Annotated in this window: 21 protein-coding genes; 12 read left to right on the top strand and 9 right to left on the bottom strand. The window is 67.0% G+C overall.

Translation table 11 applies throughout. From position 1 onward, the window contains the following. Positions 1–19: 19 nt before the first annotated feature. Entirely contained in the window at positions 20–514 is a 495-nt protein-coding gene (locus V3B41_RS08590; RefSeq protein ID WP_005410289.1) for a glycine zipper 2TM domain-containing protein, read from the bottom strand. Positions 515–650: 136 nt separating this feature from the next. Continuing rightward, positions 651–1,085: a cytochrome c gene (locus V3B41_RS08585; protein WP_049429423.1), complete on the bottom strand. Its 435-nt coding sequence runs from the start codon at positions 1,083–1,085 to the stop codon at positions 651–653. A gap of 80 nt (positions 1,086–1,165) precedes the next feature. Between V3B41_RS08585 and V3B41_RS08580 the strand changes: the two genes are divergently transcribed. After that, complete coding sequence (locus tag V3B41_RS08580; RefSeq protein WP_049429422.1) at positions 1,166–1,990, top strand: tRNA threonylcarbamoyladenosine dehydratase; 825 nt, start codon at positions 1,166–1,168, stop codon at positions 1,988–1,990. A gap of 64 nt (positions 1,991–2,054) precedes the next feature. Here the strand turns inward: V3B41_RS08580 and V3B41_RS08575 are convergent, their stop codons facing one another. Both V3B41_RS08575 and V3B41_RS08570 read right to left on the bottom strand, forming a co-directional pair. Beyond that, positions 2,055–2,828 carry a TatD family hydrolase gene (locus V3B41_RS08575; RefSeq protein ID WP_197620240.1) on the bottom strand — a complete coding sequence of 258 codons (774 nt, stop codon included), beginning with the start codon at positions 2,826–2,828 and terminating at the stop codon, positions 2,055–2,057. Next, positions 2,825–3,043, bottom strand: coding sequence for a DUF6116 family protein (locus V3B41_RS08570; RefSeq protein WP_005410285.1), 219 nt, complete (start codon positions 3,041–3,043; stop codon positions 2,825–2,827). The genes V3B41_RS08575 and V3B41_RS08570 overlap by 4 nt, the downstream gene beginning before the upstream one ends. Before the next feature lie 163 nt (positions 3,044–3,206). Here V3B41_RS08570 and V3B41_RS08565 point away from each other — a divergent pair, with 163 nt between their 5' ends. From V3B41_RS08565 to V3B41_RS08515, 11 genes are all read left to right on the top strand, one after another. Then, complete coding sequence (locus V3B41_RS08565) at positions 3,207–4,049, top strand: glycine zipper 2TM domain-containing protein (protein ID WP_049429434.1); 843 nt, start codon at positions 3,207–3,209, stop codon at positions 4,047–4,049. A 126-nt stretch (positions 4,050–4,175) separates the two neighbouring features. Next, positions 4,176–4,724 (top strand): GNAT family N-acetyltransferase, encoded by a 549-nt coding sequence (locus V3B41_RS08560; protein ID WP_049429420.1) that lies wholly within the window; start codon positions 4,176–4,178, stop codon positions 4,722–4,724. 155 nt (positions 4,725–4,879) lie between these two features. After that, positions 4,880–5,536 carry a glutathione S-transferase family protein gene (locus V3B41_RS08555; protein ID WP_329860692.1) on the top strand — a complete coding sequence of 219 codons (657 nt, stop codon included), beginning with the start codon at positions 4,880–4,882 and terminating at the stop codon, positions 5,534–5,536. Positions 5,537–5,598: 62 nt separating this feature from the next. Next, positions 5,599–7,878 carry a transketolase C-terminal domain-containing protein gene (locus tag V3B41_RS08550; protein WP_329860690.1) on the top strand — a complete coding sequence of 760 codons (2,280 nt, stop codon included), beginning with the start codon at positions 5,599–5,601 and terminating at the stop codon, positions 7,876–7,878. 3 nt (positions 7,879–7,881) lie between these two features. After that, the gene (gene asnB, locus V3B41_RS08545) at positions 7,882–9,825 is read left to right on the top strand and encodes an asparagine synthase (glutamine-hydrolyzing) (protein WP_049429418.1); all 1,944 of its coding nucleotides are present in this window, start codon (positions 7,882–7,884) and stop codon (positions 9,823–9,825) included. A gap of 66 nt (positions 9,826–9,891) precedes the next feature. Further along, complete coding sequence (locus V3B41_RS08540) at positions 9,892–10,452, top strand: NAD(P)H-dependent oxidoreductase (protein ID WP_197620681.1); 561 nt, start codon at positions 9,892–9,894, stop codon at positions 10,450–10,452. Between the two features lie 346 nt (positions 10,453–10,798). Next, the gene (locus V3B41_RS08535; protein ID WP_005410278.1) at positions 10,799–12,229 is read left to right on the top strand and encodes a replicative DNA helicase; all 1,431 of its coding nucleotides are present in this window, start codon (positions 10,799–10,801) and stop codon (positions 12,227–12,229) included. Between the two features lie 172 nt (positions 12,230–12,401). Beyond that, positions 12,402–14,645, top strand: coding sequence for a TonB-dependent receptor (locus tag V3B41_RS08530; RefSeq protein WP_197633734.1), 2,244 nt, complete (start codon positions 12,402–12,404; stop codon positions 14,643–14,645). After that, entirely contained in the window at positions 14,645–16,237 is a 1,593-nt protein-coding gene (locus tag V3B41_RS08525; RefSeq protein ID WP_197633733.1) for an alkaline phosphatase D family protein, read from the top strand. Before V3B41_RS08530 ends, V3B41_RS08525 begins: the two co-directional genes overlap by 1 nt. A gap of 173 nt (positions 16,238–16,410) precedes the next feature. Then, a complete protein-coding gene (locus V3B41_RS08520; RefSeq protein WP_010486834.1) occupies positions 16,411–16,623 on the top strand; it encodes a hypothetical protein in 213 nt (70 codons plus the stop codon). Continuing rightward, a complete protein-coding gene (locus tag V3B41_RS08515) occupies positions 16,620–16,877 on the top strand; it encodes a hypothetical protein (protein WP_197620686.1) in 258 nt (85 codons plus the stop codon). The genes V3B41_RS08520 and V3B41_RS08515 overlap by 4 nt, the downstream gene beginning before the upstream one ends. A gap of 161 nt (positions 16,878–17,038) precedes the next feature. On the opposite strand, the gene lpdA is transcribed toward V3B41_RS08515, so the two are convergent. From lpdA to V3B41_RS08490, 5 genes are all read right to left on the bottom strand, one after another. Continuing rightward, positions 17,039–18,475: a dihydrolipoyl dehydrogenase gene (gene lpdA, locus V3B41_RS08510; protein ID WP_197620688.1), complete on the bottom strand. Its 1,437-nt coding sequence runs from the start codon at positions 18,473–18,475 to the stop codon at positions 17,039–17,041. 63 nt (positions 18,476–18,538) lie between these two features. Continuing rightward, positions 18,539–19,741, bottom strand: a complete 1,203-nt coding sequence (gene sucB / locus V3B41_RS08505; protein ID WP_005410272.1) for a dihydrolipoyllysine-residue succinyltransferase — start codon at positions 19,739–19,741, stop codon at positions 18,539–18,541. A 39-nt stretch (positions 19,742–19,780) separates the two neighbouring features. Beyond that, positions 19,781–22,612: a 2-oxoglutarate dehydrogenase E1 component gene (locus V3B41_RS08500; RefSeq protein ID WP_049429412.1), complete on the bottom strand. Its 2,832-nt coding sequence runs from the start codon at positions 22,610–22,612 to the stop codon at positions 19,781–19,783. A 186-nt stretch (positions 22,613–22,798) separates the two neighbouring features. Next, positions 22,799–23,695 (bottom strand): GNAT family N-acetyltransferase, encoded by an 897-nt coding sequence (locus V3B41_RS08495; protein ID WP_295551243.1) that lies wholly within the window; start codon positions 23,693–23,695, stop codon positions 22,799–22,801. An 8-nt stretch (positions 23,696–23,703) separates the two neighbouring features. Next, entirely contained in the window at positions 23,704–25,119 is a 1,416-nt protein-coding gene (locus tag V3B41_RS08490; protein ID WP_329860680.1) for a cupin domain-containing protein, read from the bottom strand. Positions 25,120–25,378 lie beyond the last annotated feature (259 nt).

Genomic DNA, 25,378 nt, shown 5'->3' with positions numbered 1-25,378 from the left:
GCCGTCGGCCCGGTGCAGGTCAGCGCAGGATGACCTTGCCGTTGACCACGCGCACATAGGTGTTTTCGCGGATGCCGCCGAGGTCGCGCTGGTTGACCACGATGGTGCGGCCATCATCCATGCGCACGCTGATGTCGTAGGTATCGCTGGTGACGTTCTTCTGGATCTGGTTGCCCGCCAGCGCACCGCCGACCGCGCCTGCGGCCGCGGCAATGTTCTTGTTGCCACGGCTGCCGCCGGTGTGATCGGAAATCTCATGGCCGGCCACGGCACCGACGATGCCGCCGAGGATGGCGCCGGTCGCGCTGGGCGCGGTGCGGCCCGACGGCACGGTGTTGATGCGGGTGACGATGCCGCAGTCGGCGCAACGGCCCTGATTGTAACCGCCGTTGTTGCCGTAGCCGCCATTGTTGTAGCCGTTGTTGTAACCACCGCCACCGTAGCCGGGCGAGGTGGCACAGCCAGCCAGGGCGAGGGTAGCGATGGCGCTGGCGGCAATGAGCTGGATCTTCATGGGGCGTCTCCTGGCCGTGAAGGCGGGTGCGTTGGGTGGTACTGCGTCATGCAGCAGGGTGGACGAATCCTCTCCTTTCGAACGTGAACAAGGTGCCAACCAGGCGTGGCTTGCCCGGCTACAGGATGAATGCGCGTCAGCGGAAGTCCTGGTGGCAGGCCCGGCAGTCGGCCTGCACGGTTTCCACCACCTTGGCCAAGGCGGTGCAGTCACTGGGCGGCGCCGCCAGCGCGGCGTTGAGGTTGCCGCGCAGCTGGCTGGCGTGCTGCTGGAACCGGCTATTGTCCTTCAGCCCGGGAAAGGCCAGGTCGAGGTCGTTGGACAGAAGGCGCAGGGCCTGCAGCCGCGGCACGCTGTCGGCCAGGCTGCAGCGGTTCTGCTGCTGGGCCTGCTGCAGCAGCTGCGATTGCCGCTGCATCACCTGCATCAGGCTGTCCGGGAACGGGTCGCGGCGGGCCTGCAGGGCGCGGCCGACCATGACCGTGGCAACCAGGCCGATCAGCAGGCCCAGGCACAGCACGAACAGGTAGCGATGGGCAGTGGACGGGCGGCGGGGCGGGCTGGCGTTCATGGCGGGCTCTCCGGGCGTGCAACGGTGGGTTCGATGCCGGCGCGCTGTAGGCGCTGACGCCTGCACGTTAAAATAGCCGGATGAACGAACAGGTCAAACAACGCTTCGCCGGCATCGAACGGCTGTATGGCGTAGGTGCGCTTGAGCGCCTGCAGGGCAGCCGCGTGGCGGTGGTGGGCATGGGCGGGGTCGGCTCGTGGGTGGTGGAAGCGCTGGCGCGTTCGGCGGTCGGCCACCTGACCCTGATCGACGCCGATGACATCTGCGTGTCCAACACCAACCGGCAGCTGCCGGCGATGGAGGGCAACTACGGCCGCAACAAGGCCGAGGCAATGGCAGAGCGCTGCCGCGCGATCAACCCGGACATCGAGGTCGATGCCGTGCAGGCGTTCCTGACCGTGTCCAACATGGCCGAGTTGCTGGACCGTGGATTCGATCTGGTGATCGATGCCTGCGACAGCTTCCGGGTCAAGGTCGAGACGATCGCCTGGTGCCGTCGCCGCAAGCTGCCGCTGCTGACCGTGGGGGCTGCCGGTGGTCGCACCGATCCGACCCTGGTGCGGATCCGCGATGTCTCTCGCACCGAGCATGACGCCATGCTGGCGCTGATCCGCAAGAAGCTGCGCAGCGAGTTCAATTTCCCGAAGAACGCCAAGCGCTATTTTGGCGTGCCGGCGGTGTACTCGCTGGAAAACGTGAAGTATCCGCAGGCCGATGGCAGCGTCTGCGGCATCCGTCCGAACCTGGGTGCGGATGCAGCACTGAAGCTGGACTGCGGCGCAGGCCTCGGTGCGGCAACGCACATCACCGGAGCGTTCGCGTTCGCTGCGGTGGGCAAGGCGCTGGAAATGCTGCTGGAGCCGAAGAAGGTGAAGGCCGGGGTGGCTGAGGCCAGCGAGGCCTGATGGATCGTGCCGGCCGAGGTCGGCACCTACCGGATGGCGTGCCGGCCAGCGGCCGGCACGACCGTCAGATGGCTGGCAGGCCGAACAATCGGCGCGCGTTCTCAGTCGTGGCATGTGCCACGGCTTCAACATCCATTCCGCGCAGTGCGGCCACGTGGCGGGCGATGACCGCCAACCGCGCCGGTTCGTTGCGCTGGCCGCGGATGCCGGCATCGGGCTGATCCGGTGCATCGGTTTCCAGCAGCAGTTGTTCCAGCGGCATCCCGCGCACCAGGCGCTGCAGCCGTTGCGCGCGTTCGTAGGTCAGTGGACCGCCAAGACCAAGCAGGAAGCCTTGCCGATGCAGTTGCGCGGCCTGTTCCGGGCTGCCGGAAAAGCTGTGCACCACGCCACGCAGGCCGCCGATGCGACGGATCGCGGCGATCACTGCGTCCACCGCGCGTCGCGCATGCACGATCACCGGCAGCTCGAACTCGCGGGCCAGTTCCAGTTGGCCGATGAAGTACGCCTGCTGTGCCTCTGCGTCCAATCCCTCGACGAAGAAATCGAGCCCGCATTCGCCGATCGCACACGGTCGTTCGCGCTCGATCCACTCGCGCAGCAGCGGCAGATGCTCGGGCCGGTGCTCGGTCAGGAACATCGGATGCAGGCCGTAAGCCGGGTACAGCCCCGGTGCCTGCCGGCAGACCTCGCGCAGCTTCGGCCAGCTGGCGGCGGTGACGGCCGGTACCACCTGCTCGCGCACGCCTGCGGCGCCTGCGCGCTCGATCACCGCCGTGCGGTCAGCATCGAATTCACTGGCATCCAGATGGCAGTGGCTGTCGACCAGCGGGGTCAACGCTGTTCCAGCGGCGGCGGGGCCGGGACGGTATTGCGGCTCTTCCAGTTGGCCAGCAGCAGGGTACCGAAGCCCAGTACCAGTTCGTCGACGAACGGGATCGGGTCGGGGATGAACAGGGTCAGTACGAACAGGCCGGCGGTGAGCTTGAACAGGGTGGGGTAGCGCAGCCGGCGGGCCCACTGCAGTACCGGCAGCAGCATCGGGTTGGCCATGGCGTGGATCCTCCTGGGGAATATGCAAACGCTACCACGGGCCCAGCATTTCCCGATGCTGAATGGGTTACAGGAATGAGCAGGAAATGTGGAGATTCCGTTCAGGCAGTGCATGCTGCAATCTGGCCCGAGAACGTTGCGGATGGTCCGCAAGGAGCAGGTCATGAAAAGCACAACTACAACTGTCCTGGTCGCAGCGGGCGCGCTGCTGGTCGGTGGCATCGCCACCGCCGCCTTCATGAAGAGCGGCGACAAATCGCCAGATTCCATCAGCGCCGGAACCCCCAACGGTGAATCACGCCTGGTTGACGGCAACGCCGTTGACGATGGCGCACGTGGTGACAAGCTCGACCCGTCTGCGCCGCGCGGGCTGGAATATGCCGACGTGCTGAAGGTCGACCCGATCACCGAGAAGCAGAAGGCCTACGCCACCGTGATCGGCACCGATGCCGTGCGCGAGACCTCCACCACCCAGACCCCGCACGAGGTCTGCCAGGACGTGACCGTGCAGGAGCGCCTGCCGGAGCGTGACGGCAATGTCGGCGGCACCGTGGTCGGCGCGGTGGTCGGCGGCCTGCTCGGCAACCAGGTTGGCGGTGGCAACGGCAAGAAGGCCGCGACCGCCGCCGGTGCCGTGGCCGGTGGCTTCATCGGCAACCAGATCGACAAGCGCCACGTGGGTGGCCGCGTGGTCAACCGTACCGAGCGCCAGTGCCACACCGAGACCGCCACCTCCGAGTCGAGCCGTGTTACCGGCTACAACGTGACCTACCGCAACGAGGACGGCACCACCGGCACCATGCGAATGGCCAGCAAGCCGGGCAACCGCATCGCCATGGGCACCAATGACGTGGTGAAGGGGTACAACGTGACCTACCGCTACGACGGCGCCGAGAAGACGGTGCGCATGGACAACAAGCCGGCCAGCGATCGCCTGCCGGTGGTCGATGGCCAGCTGGTCACGCAGACCGCCGCTGCCGGCGCCACTGCGGCCACGCGCCAGTAATCCAGAACACCCCCTGCTGTACCCGACGGGCCGGCTCATGCCGGCCCGTTCTTTTGTGAGCGCGGGCATTCATCCGTGTGGACGCGGAATCCACCATCATGGTGGCCCCTTCGACATGGAGTCGGCATGAGCATCTTCGACCTGCGCATCGAAACAGAGCGCCTGATCCTGCGCCCGCTGCTGCGCGAGGACTACGAACCTTACCTGGCGTTCTGCGCCGACGAGGAAACGATGCGCACCCTGGGTGGCGTGCAACCGGCGTCGGTGGCATGGCGCGGTTTCTGCAGCCTGGCCGGCGCCTGGCAGCTGTTCGGCTTCTCGATGTTCAGCGTGATCGAGAAATCCAGCGGAGACTGGATCGGGCGGCTGGGCCCCTGGCAACCGCAGGACTGGCCGGGTACCGAGGTGGGTTGGGGCATCCGTCATGCCAGCTGGGGCCGGGGCTATGCGCCGGAAGCTGCCGTGGCGGCGATCGACTGGGCCTTCGACACGCTGGGTTGGGTCGAGGTGGTCCATACCATCGCCGAGAACAACGACAACTCGCGGGCGGTCGCGCGCAAGCTCGGCAGCACGCTGTTGCGGATGGGCGAACTGCCGCCGCCGTACAACGACAAGCCGATGCAGATCTGGGGCCAGTCGCGCGAACAGTGGCGGCAGCGCCGTTCACCGTTGTAGAGCCGAGCCCATGCTCGGCTGCTGTCCGCCAAATGCAGCCGAGCATGGGCTCGGCTCTACAGATTGTCGGCATGCTGCACCCGCGCTTGGCATTCCCTGGCGCACTTGCCAGACTGCACGCAGCCGGCCGCCGGCCGGATTCGATGGAGCAGGCAATGGTGGAAGCGCGCGTCCCACTGACGGTGCATGGCATGTCGGTCTCGGGCAATTGCCACAAGGTCCGGCTGCTGCTTGAGCAGCTCGGCAGCCGTTACCGCTGGGTGGAGGTGGACAGTGCCCATGGCCAGACCCACACGCCCGAATTCCTGGCGCTCAACCCGAATGCCAAGGTGCCGCTGATCGTGCGCGACGACGGCCGCGTGCTGACCGAATCCAACGCGATCCTGTTCTGGCTGGCAGAAGGCACGCCGTACCTGCCCAACGATGGCTGGGAGCGCGCGCAGGCATTGAGCTGGATGTTCTTCGAGCAGTACACGCATGAGCCCTGTGTGGCAGTGGCGCGCTTCATCCGCGGCTGGACCGCGCCCGATTCGCCGCGCCGAGCCGAACTGCCGCGCCTGCACGAGCGTGCCGCCACTGCACTGGCAGTGATGGAGCAGCACCTGCGCCAGGCACAGTGGTTCACTGGCGGCGAGTACGGCATCGCCGATATCGCGCTGTTCGCCTATACCGATGTGGCGGGCGAGGGCGGCATCCGCCTGGAGCCGTTCCCGGAAGTTCGCGCCTGGCTGCAGCGCGTGCGCGAGCAGCCACGCTTCCTGCCGATGCCGGCAGTGACGGCCGAGGTGCGCGCGCGCTTCGAAGCCGCGTGATCCGAACAGGGTAACGCCGGGGCAGGCCCGGCCGAACGCAACAACGACACGGAGGGTGTTCGATGTTCGCTGTGGTTCCCGATCCGATCCCCGCACGCATGCGCGTGCTCAACCGCGCCGATGTGTGCGATGTCAATTTCCTCGAGGCGGTGCGCGGTTGGCGCGGTACGCCACGCCCGCGACCCGCAGCGGATGCCCCGATCCTGCCGGACAGTACGCTCAGTGCCGCCGCGTTCGGTGAACTGTTCGAGTCGCAACTGGTCAGCCGCCAGCTGGACCTGATGGCACGCGTACTGCGCGTGCAGAACAAGGTCTTCTACACCATCGGTTCCTCCGGCCATGAAGGCAACGCGCTGCTGGCGCGGGCCTGCCGTCATACCGATCCGGCCTTCCTGCACTACCGTTCCGGCGCCTTCATGGCCGAGCGTTCGCGGCAGGTGCCGGGCATCGACCCGCTGCGCGATGCCGCGCTCTCGTTCGCCGCCAGTGCCGAGGATCCGGCCAGCGGTGGCCGCCACAAGGTGTGGGGCAGCAAGCCGTTGTGGGTGCTGCCTCAGACCTCGACCATCGCCTCGCACCTGCCCAAGGCGCTGGGCACCGCGCTGGCCATCGAGAGTGGCAAGCGCTTGGGGCAGGCGCTGCCGGTTCCGCCCGACAGCATCGTGCTGTGCTCGTTCGGCGATGCTTCGGCCAACCACGCCACCGCGCAGACCGCCTTCAATACCGCGATGTGGTCGGCCTACCAGAAGCTGCCGGCGCCGATCCTGTTCGTCTGCGAGGACAACGGCCTGGGCATCTCGGTGAAGACCCCTGACGGCTGGATCGCCGAGCGCTTCAGCCATCAGCCGGGGCTGGACTATTTCTTTGCCGATGGCCTGGATCTGGCCATCGGCCACACGCAGGTACAGGCGGCGGTGGAGCACTGCCGGCGCACCCGGCGGCCGACCTTCCTGCATCTGCGCACCACGCGCCTGATGGGCCATGCCGGTACCGACTTTGAAGTGGAATGGCGCGCGCTGCCGGAGCTGTGTGCAGCCGAAGCCCAGGACCCGCTGCTGCGTTCGGCGCAGATCGCACTTGAATCAGGCTGGATGGATGCGGCCGCCATCGAAGTGGCCTACGAGACGATGCGCGCGCGCTGCATGGCCGCCGCCGCCGATGCCGAAGGCAGTGCGAAGCTGCAGTCGCTGCGGGAGGTGATGGCGCCGCTGGCACCGTACACGCCCGCAGCGGTGCAGGCCGAAGCGCAACGCGAGGTCGCTGCCGAAGCGCGCGAGGCACTCTATGGCGATGCCGAGGCATTGCCCGAACGACAGGCGCCGCGGCATCTCGCGATCCAGATCAACCATGGCCTGCAGGAACTGCTGGCCAAGTATCCGCAGAGCCTGTTGTTCGGCGAGGACGTGGCGCAGAAGGGCGGTGTCTACACCGTCACCAAGGATCTGCTGCGCCGCTTCGGGCCGCGCCGGGTGTTCAACACCCTGCTGGACGAGACCATGATCCTGGGCATGGCACAGGGCCTGGCCAACATGGGCATGCTGCCGATTCCGGAAATCCAGTACCTGGCCTACCTGCACAACGCCATCGACCAGCTGCGCGGCGAGGCCTGTTCGCTGCAGTTCTTCTCCAACGACCAGTACCGCAACCCGATGCTGGTGCGGGTGGCCGGGCTGGGCTACCAGAAGGGTTTCGGTGGCCATTTCCACAACGACAACTCGATCACCGCGCTGCGCGACATCCCCGGGCTGGTGGTCGGCTGCCCATCGCGCGGCGACGATGCCGTGATGATGCTGCGCACGCTGGCGGCGCTGGCGCGGGTGGATGGGCGCGTGGCCGTGTTCCTGGAGCCGATCGCGCTGTACATGAGCAAGGACCTGCACGCACCCGGCGACGGCCAGTGGCTGTTCGACTACCCGGCCCAGGGCCAGGCGCTGGTGCCGGGCGAGGGTCGTGTGTACGCGCCGGAGGCTGGCGACCTGGTGGTCTACACCTACGGCAATGGCGTGCCGATGGCGTTGCGTGCGGCGCGGGCCATCGAGCAGCAGCTGGGCTGGGAGGTGCGGGTGGTGGACCTGCGCTGGCTGGTGCCACTGGATGCCGGCTTCATTGCCGCCCAGGCCGCCAGTGCGCGGCGGGTGCTGGTACTGGACGAAGGACGCCACAGCGGCGGAGTAGGCGAGGGGGTGGTCACCGCACTGGTCGAGGCCGGTTTCGGCCACCTGCCGCTGCGCCGGGTCTGCGGTGCCGATACCTATACCCCGCTGGCGGGGGCAGCAATGTTCGGGCTTCCAAGCGACAATGCAGTGATTGGCGCCGCCCTTGAACTGGCGCAGGAACCCTGATGCATGTGTGGATTGGCGGGAATGTTGTTGCCGGCGCCGGTGGCGTCGGCCGAGGTGCTGCAGGCGCAGGTCCTGGCCATGGGCGAGGCACTGCACCACCGCGGGCCGGATGATGGCGGCAGCTGGGTCGACGCCACGGCCGGCATCGCGCTGGCGCATCGCCGCCTGAGCATCCTCGACCTGTCGCCGCTGGGGCATCAGCCGATGGCCTCGGCCGATGGCCGTTACGTGATGGCCTACAACGGCGAGGTCTACAACTTCGCTGCCCTGCGTGCCGAACTGGAGCCGCTGGGGCACACCTTCCGTGGCCATTCGGATACCGAGGTGCTGCTGGCAGCGATCCTGCAGTGGGGTATCGAGGACACCCTGCAGCGCTGCAACGGCATGTTCGCCATCGCCCTGTGGGACCGCCAGCAGCAGTGCCTGTGGCTGGCCCGCGACCGCGTCGGCAAGAAGCCGCTGTACTACGGCTGGGCGGGTGACAGGCTGGTGTTCGGCTCTGAACTGAAGGCGCTGTGGCAGCACCCGGCGTTCGACAACGACATCGACCGGGATGCACTGACGCTGCTGCTGCGGCTGGACTACATTCCTGCACCGCACAGCATCCACCAGCGCTGCTACAAGCTGATGCCCGGGCGCGTGCTTCGGCTGGACGCCGAAGCCGTAGCGGCGGGTGCGGCCGCGCACCGCCCGGAGCAGGCACAGCGCCCCTACTGGGATGCGCGTGCGCGCATGCAGGCCGCGCTGGCGGCCCCGTTCCAGGGTCGCATCGAGGAGGCCGAGGAACAGCTGGACACGCTGCTGCGCGATGCGGTCGCGCTGCGAATGGTGGCCGACGTGCCGGTGGGCGTGTTCCTGTCCGGTGGTACCGATTCGTCACTGGTGGCCGCGCTGATGCAGGCGCAGAGCGGGCAGCCGGTGCACAGCTTCAGCATCGGCTTCACCGATTCGGGCCACGACGAGGCACCGCTGGCCAGGGAACTGGCCACGCATCTGGGTTGCGACCACACCGAGCTCTACGTCAGCGGCGCGGATGCACTGGCAGTCGTGCCACAACTGCCGGCAATGTTCGACGAACCTTTCGCCGACGCTTCGCAGGTGCCGACCGCGCTGGTCGCGCGCCTGGCGCGTCAGGGCGTGACTGTGGCGTTGTCGGGTGACGGCGGTGATGAGCTGTTCTTCGGCTACACCCGCTACGTGCGCGCACTGCGCAACTGGCAGATGCTGGGCCGCGTGCCGGGCCCGCTCCGGCGCTGGATGGGCGCGCGCGCGCAGCAGCAGGGCGAGGCCTCGCGGACCGGCGGACTGGCCGCGCTGCTGGCCGAGTCCGGCGCGCGTGGCATCGGCGACGTGTACCGCAACCGCATCTCGCGCTGGCGCGATCCGGCGGCGGCAGTGCCGGGCGCGCAGGCTGCCGGCAGCTTCTACGACCTGGCCGATCCGTTGCACGGCGCCGGCACACCGGCCGACGCGATGATGCTGGCCGATTACGTGACCTACCTGCCGGATGACCTGCTGTGCAAGGTCGACCGCACCTCGATGGCAGTCAGCCTGGAGGCACGCGCGCCGCTGCTGGACTGGCGCGTGGCCGAGTTCGCCTGGTCGCTGCCGCTGGGCTTCAAGCGCAGCGAAACCACCAGCAAGGTGCTGCTCAAGCGGGTTCTTGGCCGCTACGTGCCGCAGTCGATGGTGCACCGGCCCAAGCGCGGATTCGGTGCGCCGGTCAGCGACTGGCTGAAGGGCGACCTGCGGCCGTGGGCCGAAGACCTGCTGCAGCCGGCACGCCTGGAGCGCGAGGGAGTGCTGTCGGCGTCGGCGGTGCAGCCGCTGTGGCAGCAGTTCCTGGGGGGGCAGCGCAAGTGGCATACCCACCTGTGGAACGTGCTGATGTTCCAAGCCTGGCAGGCGCATTGGCGGCAGGTGCGGGCCGGCGTGACCGGCGGCTGATCTTCACCGGACGACACGGGCCCGGCGTCTAGGCTGGGCCTCCCGCACCGTGAGGAGTATGTCCCGATGTCCGTCCCTACCATCGCCGTGTTCGTCGGCAGCCTGCGCAAGGATTCCTGCAACCGCAAGCTGGCCCATGCGCTGGAGAAGATCGCTGGCGACCGCGCGCGCTTCCAGTACGTGCAGATCGGCGATCTGCCGCTGTACGACCAGGATTTCGATGGCCAGTACCCGCCGCAGGGCACCCGGCTGAAGGATCAGGTGCGTGCCGCCGACGCGGTGCTGTTCGTGACCCCCGAATACAACCGGTCGGTGCCGGGCGTGCTGAAAAACGCCATCGACATCGGCTCGCGCCCGTACGGTGACAGTGCGTTTGCCGGCAAGCCGGCGGCGGTGATCGGCGCCTCCATCGGCCAGATCGGTACCGCCGTGGCCCAGCAGCACCTGCGCATCAGCCTGGCTTTCCTGGACATGCATGTGCTCGGCCAGCCCGAAGCGTTCATCCACTTCAAGGACGGCCTGATCGATGCCGACGGCACGATCCACAACGAGGGCACGCAGAAGTTCCTGCAGAGCTACGTGGACCGGTTCCTGGCACTGATCGCGGTGCACGTGAAGGGCGATTGAGGCCGATGGGTCAGAGCGCTCTGCGTTGCAGAGGGATCCGACCCCAACCACGCCCGGGGTCGGATCCCGGCGCGCAGCGACGGGCTCTGACCCCACGCCCCGCTAAGCGGGCCAGAGCGCGTACGCTGCACGGAATCCGACCTTGGTGGCCTGATCTGCGATAATGCTCAACTCGGGCGTCGCAACGGCGCCCGTCGCAGGCACTGCGACGCCCCCGCGCCAGAGTGGCCAGGCACTGGCGGATATCCCCCGTTTCTCCACGGCTTATCCACAGGCTTGTCCATGGCTGCCGGGGTCGGCGCATGACTACACTCGTCCGGCCCACTTTTGCAGGAAACACCGCAGCATGTCCGCTCGTTCCGGCTTCCGTTCCAACCGCAGAGAGCGCGGTGATGGCTTCGATCGCGATCGCGACGAATCGCGTATCGACCAGCTGCGCGTGCCGCCGCATTCGGTGGAAGCCGAGCAGGCGGTGCTGGGGGGCCTGATGCTGGCGCCGGAGGCCTATGATCGGGTCAACGATCAGCTGACCGAGGGTGATTTCTACCGCCGCGACCACCAGATGATCTACCGCGCGATCCGCGAACTGTCCGAGCGCGAGCGGCCGTTCGACGCGGTGACCCTGGGCGAGTGGTTCGAATCGCAGGGCAAGCTGGAGCTGGTGGGCGATGGCGCCTACCTGATCGAGCTGGCGAGCACTACGCCATCGGCGGCCAACATCGTGGCCTATGCCGAGATCGTGCGTGACAAGGCGGTGCTGCGGCAGCTGATCCAGGTCGGCACCGACATCGTCAACGATGGCTTCCAGCCCGAAGGCCGTGACAGCAGCGAGCTTCTGGCATCGGCGGAAAAGAGCGTGTTCGCCATCGCCGAGCAGGGGGCACGCGGACGTACCGACTTCGTGGCCATGCCTGGCGCGCTGAAGGATGCCTTCGAGGAGCTGCGCAACCGCTTCGAGAACGGCGGCAACATCACCGGCCTGCCGACCGGCTACAACGACTTCGATGCGATGACCGCCGGCCTGCAGCCGACCGACCTGATCATCCTCGCCGCGCGCCCGGCCATGGGCAAGACCACGTTCGCACTGAACATCGCCGAGTACGCGGCGATCAAGTCGAAGAAGGGCGTGGCGGTGTTCTCGATGGAAATGTCGGCCTCGCAGCTGGCGATGCGCCTGATCTCCTCCAACGGCCGCATCAACGCGCAGCGCCTGCGTACCGGCCAGCTGGAAGACGAGGACTGGAGCCGCGTCACCAGCGCGATCAAGATGCTGAAGGAAACCAAGATCTTCATCGACGATACGCCAGGCGTGTCGCCGGAAGTGCTGCGTTCCAAGTGCCGCCGCCTCAAGCGCGAGCACGACCTGGGCCTGGTGGTGATCGACTACCTGCAGCTGATGAGCGTGCCGGGCAACAGCGAGAACCGCGCGACGGAAATCTCGGAAATCTCGCGTTCGCTGAAGGGCCTGGCCAAGGAACTGCACGTGCCGGTGATCGCGCTGTCGCAGCTCAACCGCTCGCTGGAAACGCGTACCGACAAGCGCCCGGTGATGGCCGACCTTCGCGAATCGGGCGCAATCGAGCAGGATGCGGACATGATCGTCTTCATCTACCGCGATGATTACTACAACAAGGAAAATTCGCCGGACAAGGGCCTGGCCGAGATCATCATCGGCAAGCACCGTGGTGGCCCGACCGGTTCGTGCAAGCTGAAGTTCTTCGGCGAATACACCCGCTTCGACAACCTGGCCCACGACTCGGTCGGTTCGTTCGAGTAACGACCGTGCCGGCCGCCGGCCGGCACCACCTCCTGGTCGGCAAACCATTCGAAACGCCCATCTTCCGTATGTGGCGTGTAAATGACATGTAACGCGACGCTTCTACGATTCCGCCGCTGCTGCCCTTCGACGCCGCCCTTCGGCGTCCAGCGTGCCCAAGGAATCCGCCCCCATGTCGTCCCACGCTCCGCTCCGCCGCAATCTGCTGGCCTTGCTGGTCTGTGCTTCGCTCCCCTCGTTGGCCGCTGCTGAAACCGCCCCCGGCACTGATGCCCAGTCGGCCACCACGCTCGATTCGATCTCGGTGATCGGTCGCGGCGAAGCCCGGCAGGTGCAGCGCGTGACCGCCGAGGACATGAAGGTGCTGCCGCCCGGCGCCAACCCGCTGAAGCTGCTGGCGACCAAGCCGGGCGTGCATTTCGAATCGGCCGATGCCACCGGCGCCTACGAATGGTCCACCACCATCAGCCTGCGTGGCTTCAACCAGAACCGCCTGGGCTACACGCTCGATGGCATTCCGCTGGGCAACATGGCCTACGGCAACAGCAATGGCCTGCACATCAGCCGCGCGGTGATCAGCGAGAACCTGGGCGGTGCCGAAGTCTCCACCGGCATCGGTGCGCTGGGCACGCCGTCGACCAGCAACCTCGGCGGCGTGTTCCAGTTCTATTCGATCGATCCGTCCACCGAGTATGGCGTGGTGCTGGCACAGAGCTTCGGCAGCGACAGTGCGCGCCGCAGCTATGCGCGCCTGGAGACCGGTGAACATCAGGGCTTCGCTGCCTACCTGTCCGGCGTGTATTCAGAAGGCGACAAGTGGAAGGGCAAGGGTTCGCAGGAGCTGAAGCAGTTCAACGGCAAGGCCACCTACAACTTCGGTGCGGACAGCAGGATCACCGCACTGTTCAACGCATCGCGCCGCGTCGAGGCCGACTACCAGGACCTGTCGCTGGAGATGATCGATCGCCTGGGCTGGGACTGGGACAACTACGCCCCGGACTGGGATCGCGCGGTGGCCGCCGCACGCGGCACGTTCAGCGGCGGCGTCAACAGCCCGTGGGACGCGTATTACTCCGGCCACGGCCTGCGCAATGACGATCTGTCCAGCATTGCCGGCGATTTCGGCCTGAACGAGTCGATGCGCCTGAAGGTGAACGTCTACAACCACAGCAACCGTGGCCAGGGCCACTGGTTCAGCCCGTCCAATCCGTCGAACCCGGGCACCAGCCGCGAGATCCCGATCTCGATCCGCACCACCGAGTATGCGATCGACCGCACGGGCGTGACCTCAGCGTTCACCTGGAACGTGGCGGGCCACGAACTGGAAGCGGGCCTGTGGTACGAAGACAACGGCCACAGCGTGCAGCGCAACTTCTATTACATCGACGGCCCGATCACCGACGATTTCTTCCTGCGCAATCCGGACCAGCGCGTGTGGCACCAGCGCTACACCACCATCACCCGCCAGTTCTACGTGCAGGACCGCTTCCGCCTGTTCGATGACCGCCTGACCATCGACATCGGTGCAAAGTCACCGAACACCCGCACCCGCGTGCGCACGCCGCTGGGCAGCTATGCCAGCAACAGCAGCCTGACCTCGAAGAAGGGTTTCCTGCCGCAGGCCGGCTTCAACTTCAAGCTCAACGAAGGCAACGAGATCTTCGGCTCGTTCGCCAAGAACATCGCCGCCTATGCGCTGGGCGTGGGCAGCCCGTTCAACGTACCGCAGGCCGCATTCGATGCCAGCGCGAAGAACCTGAAGCCGGAACAGTCGCGCACCCTCGAGCTGGGCTGGCGCGGCTACGGCCAGGGCTATGAAGCCTCGGTGGCGGTGTACGACGTGAAGTTCGACAACCGTCTGCTGGCCATCGCGCAGTGCGTGGGCATCCTCGGTTGCCCGGCGCTGTTCTCGAACGTCGGTTCGGTGACCAGCCGCGGCGCCGAGGCGACCCTGCAGCTGAAGCCGATGCAGGGCCTGACCTGGTCCAACGCGCTGTCGTGGAATGACAGCACCTACGACAACGACTACGTGAACAACGGCGTGGTGCCGACCCGGGGCAAGAAGACCGTCGACACCCCGGAATGGATGTTCGCCAGCACCCTGGCCTGGACGCCGGGCCCGTGGGACCTGCGCCTGGCCGCCAACCATGTCGGCAAGCGTTACGTGACCTATACCAACGACGTGTCGGTGCCCAGCTACTGGCTGGTCAACGCTTCGGCGGCCTATGACTTCGGCAAGCTCGGCCCGGCACAGAACCTGACCGTGGCGCTGAACCTGACCAACCTGACCGACAAGCGTTATCTGTCCTCGATCAACACCAACGGCACCTACGCCGCCGACCCGACCCGCAGCCTGGCGACCATGCAGGTGGGCGCGCCGCGGCAGGTGATGGCGACCGCTACCGTGCACTTCTGATGCGCGGGCCAGTCGATCCGGAAAGCCGTCGTCGCCTGCTGCGCATGGCGTGGCAGGGTACGGGAGCGGCGATCGCGCTGGCAGCGATGCCGGGGCTGGCTACGGCCGGCCCACGCCCGCGGTTGGGACGTGATCCGTTCACCTTGGGCGTCGCCGCCGGCGATCCGGATCCGCAGGGAGCGGTGCTGTGGACGCGGCTGGCGCCGGACCCGCTCAACGGCGGCGGCATGCCGTCGCGGGCGGTGCCGGTGCGCTGGTTCGTGGCCGAAGACCCGGGCATGCGCCGGCTGGTGCAGCGTGGTGTCGCCGCGGCGGTGCCCGAGCTGGCGCACTCGGTACATGTGGAGGTCAACGGCCTGCGCCCGGGCCGTGACTACTACTACCGTTTCGCCTGCGATGGCGATGAGGAAAGCGCGGTCGGTCATTTCCGCACCGCGCCGCTGCTGGACACGCAGCTGCAGCAGCTGCGGCTGGCACTGTGCACCTGCCAGGCCTGGAACAGCGGCTACTACCCGGTGCTGCGTGACATCGCGCAGACCGACGTCGACCTGGTGCTGCATGCCGGTGACTACCTGTACGAATACAGCCCGCTGCAGAATGCGCGCGGACGCACGCTGGATGCCGGGCGCTTCAGCGGCGAGACCGTCAGCCTGGAGCGCTATCGCAACCAGTATGCGCTGTACAAGCTCGATCCCGATCTGCAGGCCGCGCACGCCGCACACGCGTTCGCGGTGATCTGGGACGACCACGAAGTGCAGAACGATTACTCCGGCATCCATCCGGAGAAGCCTGGCGTCTCGACGGAGGACTTCATCGTTCGCCGCGCGGCGGCCTACCGCGCGTTCTACGAGCACCTGCCGATGCGCGGCACGCCTGCGGGCAACGGTGGCCTGCGCGTGCATCGGCGCCTGCGTTACGGCGATCTGGCACAGCTGACCCTGCTCGACTGCCGCCAGTTCCGTCCGGCCAACCCCTGTGGGGTGGGCGAGTCGCCGCGCTGCGAGGCGGCCCTGGACCCGCGCATGAGCATGCTGGGCGTGGGCCAGGAAGCCTGGTTCGCGCAGTCGATGGCGGCCGCACGCGGCACGCGCTGGAACGTGGTGGTGCAGCAGCTGCTGATGGCGCAGCTGCGGCTGGACGGCGGCAAGCCGCGCGAACGTTTCTGGAACGATGCCTGGGACGGTTATCCGGCGGCACGCAACCGCCTGCTGCAGGCGATGCAGGCGGGTGGGCAGGGTAATGCCATCGTGCTGGGCGGGGACTGGCATTCCACCTTCGTCAACGACCTGAAGCTGGACTTCGATGCCGCCAGTGCGCCGGTCGTGGCCACCGAATTCATCGCTCCGGCGATCAGCAGCGGCGGCGACGACACACCGTATGGACCGTATTACGGGCCATCGATTCCGCAGAACCCGCACATCCGTTACTTCGACGGCGACCGCCGCGGCTGGTGGAAGCTGCAGCTGAACCGGCAGACCGTGGACGCCGAGCTGCGCTTCGCCGACAGCGTGCTGCGCGCGGATGCGCCGGTGCGTACTGCGGCGCGCTTCCAGGTCACCCACGGCCGTCCGGGCGCAGTGCAGCTCCTGTAGAGCCGAGCCCACGCTCGGCTGCTTCTGGAAAGCCGAGCGTAGGCTCGGCTCTACAACGGCGCTGGATCGCTTTCATCGCCCCCAGCCCGGTTTCGTCGCAAACCATTTGCGGCCGCCGGGGCAGGGCGCCAAGGTGGTCCCAGGCGGCAGGGTGCCGCCCCAAGGAGACCGTGATGAAGACCCTGTTCGCGCTCGGTGTGTGGTGCCTGCTGTTCGTGCTGTGCTGGCCGCTGGCGATCCTCGCCCTGATCGCCTGGCCGTTCGTCTGGCTGCTGAGCCTGCCGTTCCGCCTGGTCGGCATCACCTTCTCGGCCCTGTTCGCCTTCCTGCGCGCGCTGTTCATGCTGCCGGCGCGGTTGCTGGGTGGCCGGGCGGTGGCCGCATGAGGATGGTGCTGCTGGTCGGTCTGGCCCTGTTGTCAGGCCCGGTGCTGGCCGCACCGCCCGCGCCACCGTCGGCGTGGCTGGAGCGGCAGCAGGCAGCCGGTGCTGATGAAGCGAATGCTGCGGGGGCGAAACCCTCGACGGTACCGAAGGCCAAGGAGCGCTGCCGGGTCACGAAGGAGTGGAAGGTCGGCGAGACGGTGGTGCAGCACAGGGTCTGCGACGATCCACCGAAGAAGCCGGCTGGAAAGGTGTAGCGCCGAGCCGATGCTCGGCTGTGCCTTCACGGACCGCCAAGTGCGCAGCCGAGCGTAGGCTCGGCTCTACATGAAGAAGGGCAACAAAAAGCCCCGCCGAGGCGGGGTTTTCTGTTTGCAGGAGTGTGCCGACCAACGGTCGGCACGCACCCGGATGCAGGTCAGTTCGCCTTGTGGATGGCGCGCTTGCTGACCGCCATCGCCGCGTCGTGGATCACTTCCGACAGCGACGGGTGGGCATGGCAGATGCGGGCCAGGTCATCGGCCGAGCCGCTGAACTCCATGGTCAGCACACCTTCGTGCACCAGCTCGGAGACGTTGGCGCCGACCAAGTGCATGCCGAGGATGCGATCGGTTTCGGCGTGGGCCAGGATCTTCACGAAGCCGGCCGGTTCGATCATCGCCACGGCACGGCCGTTGGCGGCGAACGGGAAGCTGCCAGCCTTGTACGGAATGCCTTCGGCCTTCAGCTGGGCTTCGGTCTTGCCGACCCAGGCCAGTTCCGGCTCGGTGTAGATGACCCACGGGATGGTGTCGAAGTTGACGTGGCCCGGCAGGCCGGCGATCAGCTCAGCCACCGCGATGCCTTCCTCGAAGCCCTTGTGCGCCAGCATCGGGCCGCGCACGCAGTCGCCGACCGCCCACACGCCGTTGACGCCGGTGTGGCAGTGCGCGTCGACTTCGATCTGGCCGCGCTCGTTGATCTTGACGCCGGTGCCTTCGGCCAGCAGGCCCTTGGTGGCGGCGCGACGGCCGACGGCCACCAGCAGCTTGTCCACGGTCAGGGTCTTTTCGCCTTCAGCGTCGGTATAGGTGACGATGACTTCCTTCTTCTTGCCCTTGCCGGTGATCTCGGTCTTGGAGACCTTGGCGTTGAGCTTGATGTCCAGGCCCTGCTTCTTGAATTCCTTGGCAGCGGCCTTGGCCACTTCGGTGTCGGCAGCCGCCAGGAACTCCGGCATGGCTTCGAGGATGGTGACTTCAGCACCCAGGCGCTTCCACACGCTGCCCAGTTCCAGGCCGATCACGCCGGCGCCGATCACCGCCAGGCGGTTCGGCACTTCGGTGAAGTCCAGGCCGCCGACGTTGTCGACGATGGTCTCGCCGTCGAACTTGGCAAACGGCAGTTCGATCGAATCCGAACCGGCCGCGATGATGACGTTGGTGCCCTTCAGCTCGACGATGGAACCGTCATGCTGGGTGACCTTGACCACGTTGCCCGGCTGCAGTTCGCCGAAGCCGTAGTAGGCGGCGACCTTGTTGGCCTTGAACAGCATGCCGATGCCGCCGGTGAACTGCTTGACGATCTTGTCCTTGCGGCCAACCATCGCCTCGACGTCGATCTTGGCATCCTTGAAGCTGATGCCGTGGTCGCCAAAGATGTGGCCCATGTTCCAGAACTGGCGCGAGGAATCCAGCAGCGCCTTGGACGGGATGCAGCCCACGCGCAGGCAGGTGCCGCCGAGGGCCGGCTTGCCGTCCTTGCCCAGCGCTGCGTCGATGCAGGCGGTCTTCAGGCCCAGCTGGGCCGCGCGGATGGCAGCGTGGTAACCGGCCGGGCCGGCACCGATGACGACGACGTCGAATTGTTCAGCCATTGAATTATTCCTTGATGCATTACCAGAACCCCTCCGCGCAGGCGCGGAGGGGCGGGAGGTTTCTTACAGGCCGAACAGCATGCGGCCCGGGTTTTCCAGCTGGTTCTTGATGTCCACCAGGAACTGCACCGAATCCTTGCCGTCGATGATGCGGTGGTCGTACGACAGCGCCAGGTACATCATCGGCGCGATCACGACCTGGCCGTTCTGGGCGATCGGACGCTCCTTGATGGCGTGCATGCCCAGGATGGCGCTCTGCGGCGGGTTGATGATCGGGGTCGACAGCAGCGAACCGAAGGTGCCGCCGTTGGTCACGGTGAAGGTGCCGCCCTGCAGTTCATCCAGGCCCAGCTTGCCGTCACGCGCCTTCTTGGCGTAGTCGGCGATGGTCTTCTCGATGTCGGCGAACGACATGCGCTCGACGTTGCGCAGGACCGGGGTGACCAGGCCCTTCTCGGTCGACACGGCGATCGAGATGTCCGAGTAGCCGTGGTAGATGATGTCGTCGCCGTCGATCGAGGCGTTGACCAGCGGGAAGCGCTGCAGCGCATTGGCCGCGGCCTTCACGAAGAAGCTCATGAAGCCCAGCTTGATGCCGTGGGCCTTGACGAACTCGTCCTGCAGTTCCTTGCGCGCCGCCGACACCTTGGACAGGTCGACTTCGTTGAAGGTGGTCAGCATGGCAGTGGAGTTCTTCGACTCCATCAGGCGCTCGGCGATGCGCTTGCGGATGCGGGTCATCGGCACGCGTTCTTCCGGACGTGCGCCACCGGCCTTGCCGGCGCCGCCATTGCGAGCGAAGTTGACGATGTCTTCCTTGGTGACCGCGCCGCGACGGCCGGTGCCGTCGACGTCGGCCGGGTTCACACCTTCGGTGATGGCGGTGAAGCGGGCGCCCGGCGGCAGGGCATCGGCAGCCGACTTGGCAGCCGGGGCCGGAGCGGCGGCAGCCGCCGGAGCAGCAGCGGCCGGGGCAGCGGCTGCTGCCGGAGCGGCTTCAGCAGCCGGAGCCGGGGCAGCAGCCACGGCGCCTTCTTCGATGATCGCCACGACCTGGCTGGAGGTCACGGTCGAGCCTTCGGCGAACTTGATTTCCTTGAGCACGCCGTCGACCGGCGACGGCACTTCCAGGACGACCTTGTCGGTTTCCAGGTCAAGCAGGTTTTCGTCGCGCTTGACGGCGTCGCCCACCTTCTTGTGCCAGGTGGCGATGGTGCCGTCGGCGACGGATTCGGGCAGTACCGGGGCTTTGACTTCGGTGGCCATTGCGGGAGCTTCCTGGTTTGTCTTCTAAATAGGGGAGGATTATTCAGCGAACGTGTCGTTGAACGGGTTGACCAGTGCGTCGGCGACCAGCTGCTGCTGTTCGCGGACGTGGTCAGCCATGTGACCGGCAGCCGGCGAAGCCGAACGTGCGCGACCGGCGTAGTGCAGGTTCTGGCCATCGGCCAGGCAGAACTGCAGGTGGTGGCGGATCTGGTACCACGCACCCTGGTTCTGCGGTTCTTCCTGCGTCCACACCACGTCGGTGGCCTTGCCGTACTTCTTCAGTTCGGCAGCCAGCAGCGCACGCGGGAACGGATACAGCTGCTCCACGCGGATGATCGCCACGTCGTCCTGGCCACGCTTGGTCTGGTCTTCCAGCAGGTCGTAGTAGACCTTGCCCGAGCACAGCACCACGCGCTTGACCTTCTTGGCGTCCGCGTTGGCGTCGCCGATCAGGTGCTGGAACTCGCCGTTGGCCAGTTCGTCCAGGGTCGACACGGCCAGCTTGTGGCGCAGCAGCGACTTCGGCGACATCACCACCAGCGGCTTGCGGGTGGTCATGTGCAGCTGGCGACGCAGCATGTGGAAGGCCTGCGCCGGGGTCGACGGCACGACCACCAGCATGTTCTCCAGCGCGCACAGCTGCAGGAAGCGCTCCAGGCGCGCCGAGCTGTGTTCCGGGCCTTGCCCTTCATAGCCATGCGGCAGCAGCAGGGTCAGGCCGGAAATGCGGCCCCACTTGGCTTCACCGGCGGCGATGAACTGGTCGATCACCACCTGGGCGCCGTTGGCGAAGTCGCCGAACTGGCCTTCCCAGATGCACAGCGTGTTCGGATCGGTGGTGGAGAAACCGTACTCGTAGGCCATCACCGCTTCTTCGCTCAGCAGCGAATCGATGACGGTGGCCTTCTCCGGCGAATCCACCAGCTGCCGCAGCGGCATGTAGTAGTTGTCGGTCTTCTGGTCGTGCAGGATCGCGTGGCGGTGGGTGAACGTACCGCGGCCCACGTCCTGGCCGACCAGGCGCAGTGCGTTGCCCTCGTCGAGCAGGGTGGCGTAGGCCAGGTTCTCGGCAAAGCCCCAGTCGCCCGGGATCTCGCCGGCAGCCATCTTGCGGCGGTCGTCGTAGACCTTGGCCACGCGCGAGTGCAGCTGCACGTCTTCGGGAATGGTGTTGATCAGCTTGGCCAGCTCGACCAGCTTGTTCTTCTCGACCTTGGTCGAGATCGGATCGGACAGCTTGCCTTCCAGCAGCTTCGGCCAATCGACGAACAGCGGGCTCGTCGGCGGGGTCTTCTCGACCTTGGCCAGCTCGGTGGTCACTTCACCGGCATCCAGCTTCTCGCGGTAGGCATCGACCATCGCCTTGCCGGCGCCGGCGGCGATCACGCCTGCCTTTTCCAGCTGCTCGGCGTACATCTCGCGGGTGGTGGCGTGCTTGCGGATCACCTGGTACATCAGCGGCTGGGTGATCGCCGGCTCGTCGGCCTCGTTGTGGCCCCAACGGCGGTAGCACATCAGATCGATGACCACGTCCTTGGCGAACTTCTGGCGGAACTCGAAGGCCAGCTGCGCGGCGAACACGACGGCTTCCGGATCATCACCGTTCACGTGAAGCACCGGGGCGGCGATCATCTTCGCCACGTCGGTGGCATAGCGCGTGGAGCGCGTATCCAGCGGGTTGGAAGTGGTGAAACCGACCTGGTTGTTGACCACGATGTGCACGGTGCCGCCGACGGCGAAGCCGCGGGCCTGCGACATCTGGAACAGCTCCATGACCACGCCCTGGCCGGAGAAGGCCGCGTCGCCGTGGATCAGGATCGGCATGACCTGCTTGCGGGCAGTGTCCTTGCGGCGCTCCTGGCGCGAACGCACGGAACCGGCCACGACCGGGTCGGCGATTTCCAGGTGCGACGGGTTGAACGCCAGCGCCAGGTGCACCGGGCCACCGTCGGTAGCCACATCGGCCGAGAAGCCCATGTGGTACTTCACGTCGCCGGCCGAGGCGTGCTCGTCGTGCTCGAACTTGCCTTCGAACTCGTCGAACAGCTTGCGCGGGTTCTTGCCCAGGGTGTTGACCAGCACATTCAGGCGGCCGCGATGGGCCATGCCGATCACCACGTCCTTGACGCCATCCTTGCCGGCGCTGCGGATGATGGTGTCCATCATCGGGATCAGCGAGTCGCCGCCTTCCAGCGAGAAGCGCTTCTGGCCGACGTACTTGGTGTGCAGGTAGCGCTCCAGGCCTTCGGCCGCAGTCAGGCGCTCCAGGGTGCGGCGCTGGGTGTCAGCGTCCAGCTGGTAGTTGCCACCGGCCGCTTCCAGCTTCTTGTAGATCCACTGGCGCTGCTCGACCTCGGAGATGTGCATGAACTCCGCACCGATCGAGCCGGTGTAGGTCGCCTTCAGGCGTGCCAGCAGGTCGCGCAGCTTCATGCGCGGCTGGCCGCCGACGCCGCCGGTGCTGAACTCGGTGTTGAGGTCGCCATCGGACAGGCTGTGGAACGGCAGGCCCAGGTCCGGGGTGTTGACCGGCGCGGCCAGGCCCAGCGGGTCCAGGCGGGCGTCCAGGTGGCCGCGCGAGCGGTAGGCGGTGATCAGACGACCGACATTGCGTTCACGCTCGTCGCCCGCACCGTTGCCGGTGCCGGCCTTCAGCGCTTCCTTGGCCGCGTCCGCAATGTGGGAGATGACGGCCGAGTGCGGAATGTCGCCTGCTTCGCGGCCCTTGAAGCCGTCGAAGTAGGTCTTCCATTTGGGATCGACACTGTCCGGGGAGACCAGGTACTGCTCGTACAGGTCCTCGACATAGGAGGCGTTGCCGCCGGCGAGCTGCGAAGATTGCGCAAACTGCTTCAGTTGATTGTCCACGATGGAGGGTGTTGATTCGCTTTGTGGGGTATGGCTTCAGAAGGACCCGGCAGGAAGATGAATAGCCCTGCGCGGGCGCGTTCAAACAGCCAAATTGTACCCCCATCCGGACAGGAAGGGGCACCAAAACGGGCATCCCGGGTCCCCCGGTGCCGCTTCCAGACAGGTTGAGTGGGCGGTACCCGCTCAGATGCCGAGCGCACGCAGTTCGCTGCAATCGCGCGAACGGTCCCAGACGCGCTGCAATTGCTGCTCGAACGGCTGCGAACGTGCAGGCAGCGCAATGCCGGCCTCGCCGTCGAGGCGATGACCGATCAGACGAAAGTAGAAGTCGCCTGCATCGTTGAGCAGGCAGGCCGAGGCCAGCGCACGGTCGACCCGGTCGGTGACCTCGCGGAACTGGATCACACTGGGCAGGCGCTGGGCCAAGGCCAGCAGCGGTGCATCGGCGGAGGCGATCGCCGCTGCATCGTGCACGATCACCCGCAGCAGCTTGTCGTGGCGGGCGGTGACGAAGCGGCGCAGGGCGGCCTGTACCGGCGGCGCGTCCAGCAGGCCGGGGTCCAGCTGGCGGCTGTGCAGCCACAGCTGGCGACGGGCGCGGTGGATGATGGCCGTGGTGATCGCCACCGCCTCGGCGCGGTCGTCGATGGCGCTGGCCGCGCCCAGTCGGCGACGCATCTGCTGGTGGCCGATGCCGGCCTCGTCGAACACCCCGCCCTCCGGCAGGAAGCCCTGGCGGGCGTAGAAATCACGCGCCGGCAGCTGCGCGTGCAGGTGCAGCTCGTCCAGGCCGAGCCGGCGCCCGGCCTCGACCAGCGCCTCCAGCAGGGCTTCACCGACGCCGCGGCTGCGATGGCTGGCCAGCACCGCCATGCGGCCGATGCGACCATCCGGGGCCAGCCGGCCGGTGCCGATCGGTTCGCCGTCGGTGTCCAGCGCCAGCACGTGGGCGCTGACCGGGTCCAACGCATCGCGTTCCAACTCGGCGGCGATGCCCTGTTCCTGCACGAAGACGCGCTGGCGTACCTCGTGGATGGCGAAGTGGGCGTCGGCGTGGCTGACCTGCTGGACCCGGATCATGGCAAGGCTCAGGCGCGGCCGTCGTCGCTGTCGTCTTCGTCGTGGTCTTCGAAGTTGACGATGACCTCGATGCCGTCGTCGTGCACGGTCACGGTGTGGACATCGTCGGATACCGCATCGGCGTCGATCGCGTCGACACGGTCACGGCACTCGACCACTTCGCCGAGCACCACGGCGTCCTCGCCGTCGTCCTCGTCTTCAGCGTCATACGTCTCGTTCGGATCGATCAGCTGGAACACACCACCGACCAGCAGCTGCTGGACCACCGCGCGGCCCTTGTCGGACAGGCCGCGATAGGCGGCGGCGTCGAGCTGCTCGGCACCGGCCAGGCGCTGTGCGTCCTTCACCGGCAGCGCGAAATCCTGGCCGCTGACATACAGGCTGGCGCCACGCTTGGCCCGGCGCCAGGCCAGGCGCGCCCACGGGTGGCGCTGCAGCAGCAGGCCGGACGCCAGTGCTTCGACGACTTCCTCCTGTGCCGGTGCGGCCTGATGCGCCATCACCTCACCGGCAGCGCGGTAGGTGGTGATGAAGCGGCCGAACCAGTCGCCCAGCTTGTCCGGGTCGTTCATGCGGATGGCGTTGAGCGCAGTGATCACGCGCGCCATCGCCACCGTGTCGATTTCGTTCGGGTCGGCCGGCACCTTCAGGTCGGCATCCTGGTAGCGGATGTTCTCGTCGGCATCGGCGATCAGGGTGTCCAGGTAGTCGCTGATCAGCTCGGCCGAGGCCGGTGCGCGCATGCCGAACGAGAAGGTCAGGCACGGATCTTCGGCGACACCGTGGTGCGGCACGTTCGGCGGCAGGTACAGCATGTCGCCCGGCGCCAGCACCCAGTCGTGGGTCGGCTTGAACACCTTCAGCAGCTTCAGTTCCACGTCCGGGCGGAAGCCCAGCGGCGGCTGCTTGCCCTTGATCGATTCGCTGGCATCGATCTGCCAGCGGCGGTGGCCATGGGCCTGCAGCAGGAACACGTCGTACTGGTCGACATGGGCACCGACCGAGCCACCGGTGGCGGCGAAGCTGATCATCACGTCATCCATGCGCCAGCGCGGCAGGAAGCTGAAGTGTTCGATCAGGGCGCGCACGTCCTTGTCCCACTTGTCCACGTCCTGCACCAGCAGGGTCCAGTCGTGGTCGGGCAGGGCGGGGAAGATGTCTTCCTGGAACGGGCCGCTGCGCACGCGCCAGCTGTCCTGGGCCTTGTCGTGTTCGATCAGGCGCGCCAGCACGCCCTCCTCGCAGGCCAGTCCGGCCAGGTCTTCCGGCTGCACCGGGGTCTGGAAGTCCGGGAAGGCGTTGCGGATCAGCAGCGGGCGTTTCTGCCAGAAATCGCGCAGGAACACGGCCGGGGACATGCCCAGCGGTTGGCCGCGGCGGGCGGTAACTTCGATGAGCGGAGCGGAGGACTTGCGGGCGGCCATGGGGGAATCCTTGCAGCGGAAAGCGGGAGGGGCGGCGCGGCGGGCCGCCAAGGCCTCCATTGTCCGACGTTCGCTGGGATTGCGCACGTGTGGTGGTTTGTCGCGGGGTTCCGGCCAACGGCGGAGCCCCTCGTGGCGGGGTGGGTTCACAAGCAAAAGCCGCGCTTGGCCGGGCGGGTGGGCTGCGCGGGGGACGCTGCAAGTACGTCCATGTAAGCTCGATCGCCGCATCCATGCGGCTCACGCCCCCGCGCAGCCC

The sequence above is a fragment of the Stenotrophomonas sp. SMYL89 genome, from assembly GCF_036319985.1.
GTDB lineage: Bacteria > Pseudomonadota > Gammaproteobacteria > Xanthomonadales > Xanthomonadaceae > Stenotrophomonas > Stenotrophomonas maltophilia_Q.
This window is presented reverse-complemented; position numbering and strand designations above follow the sequence as displayed.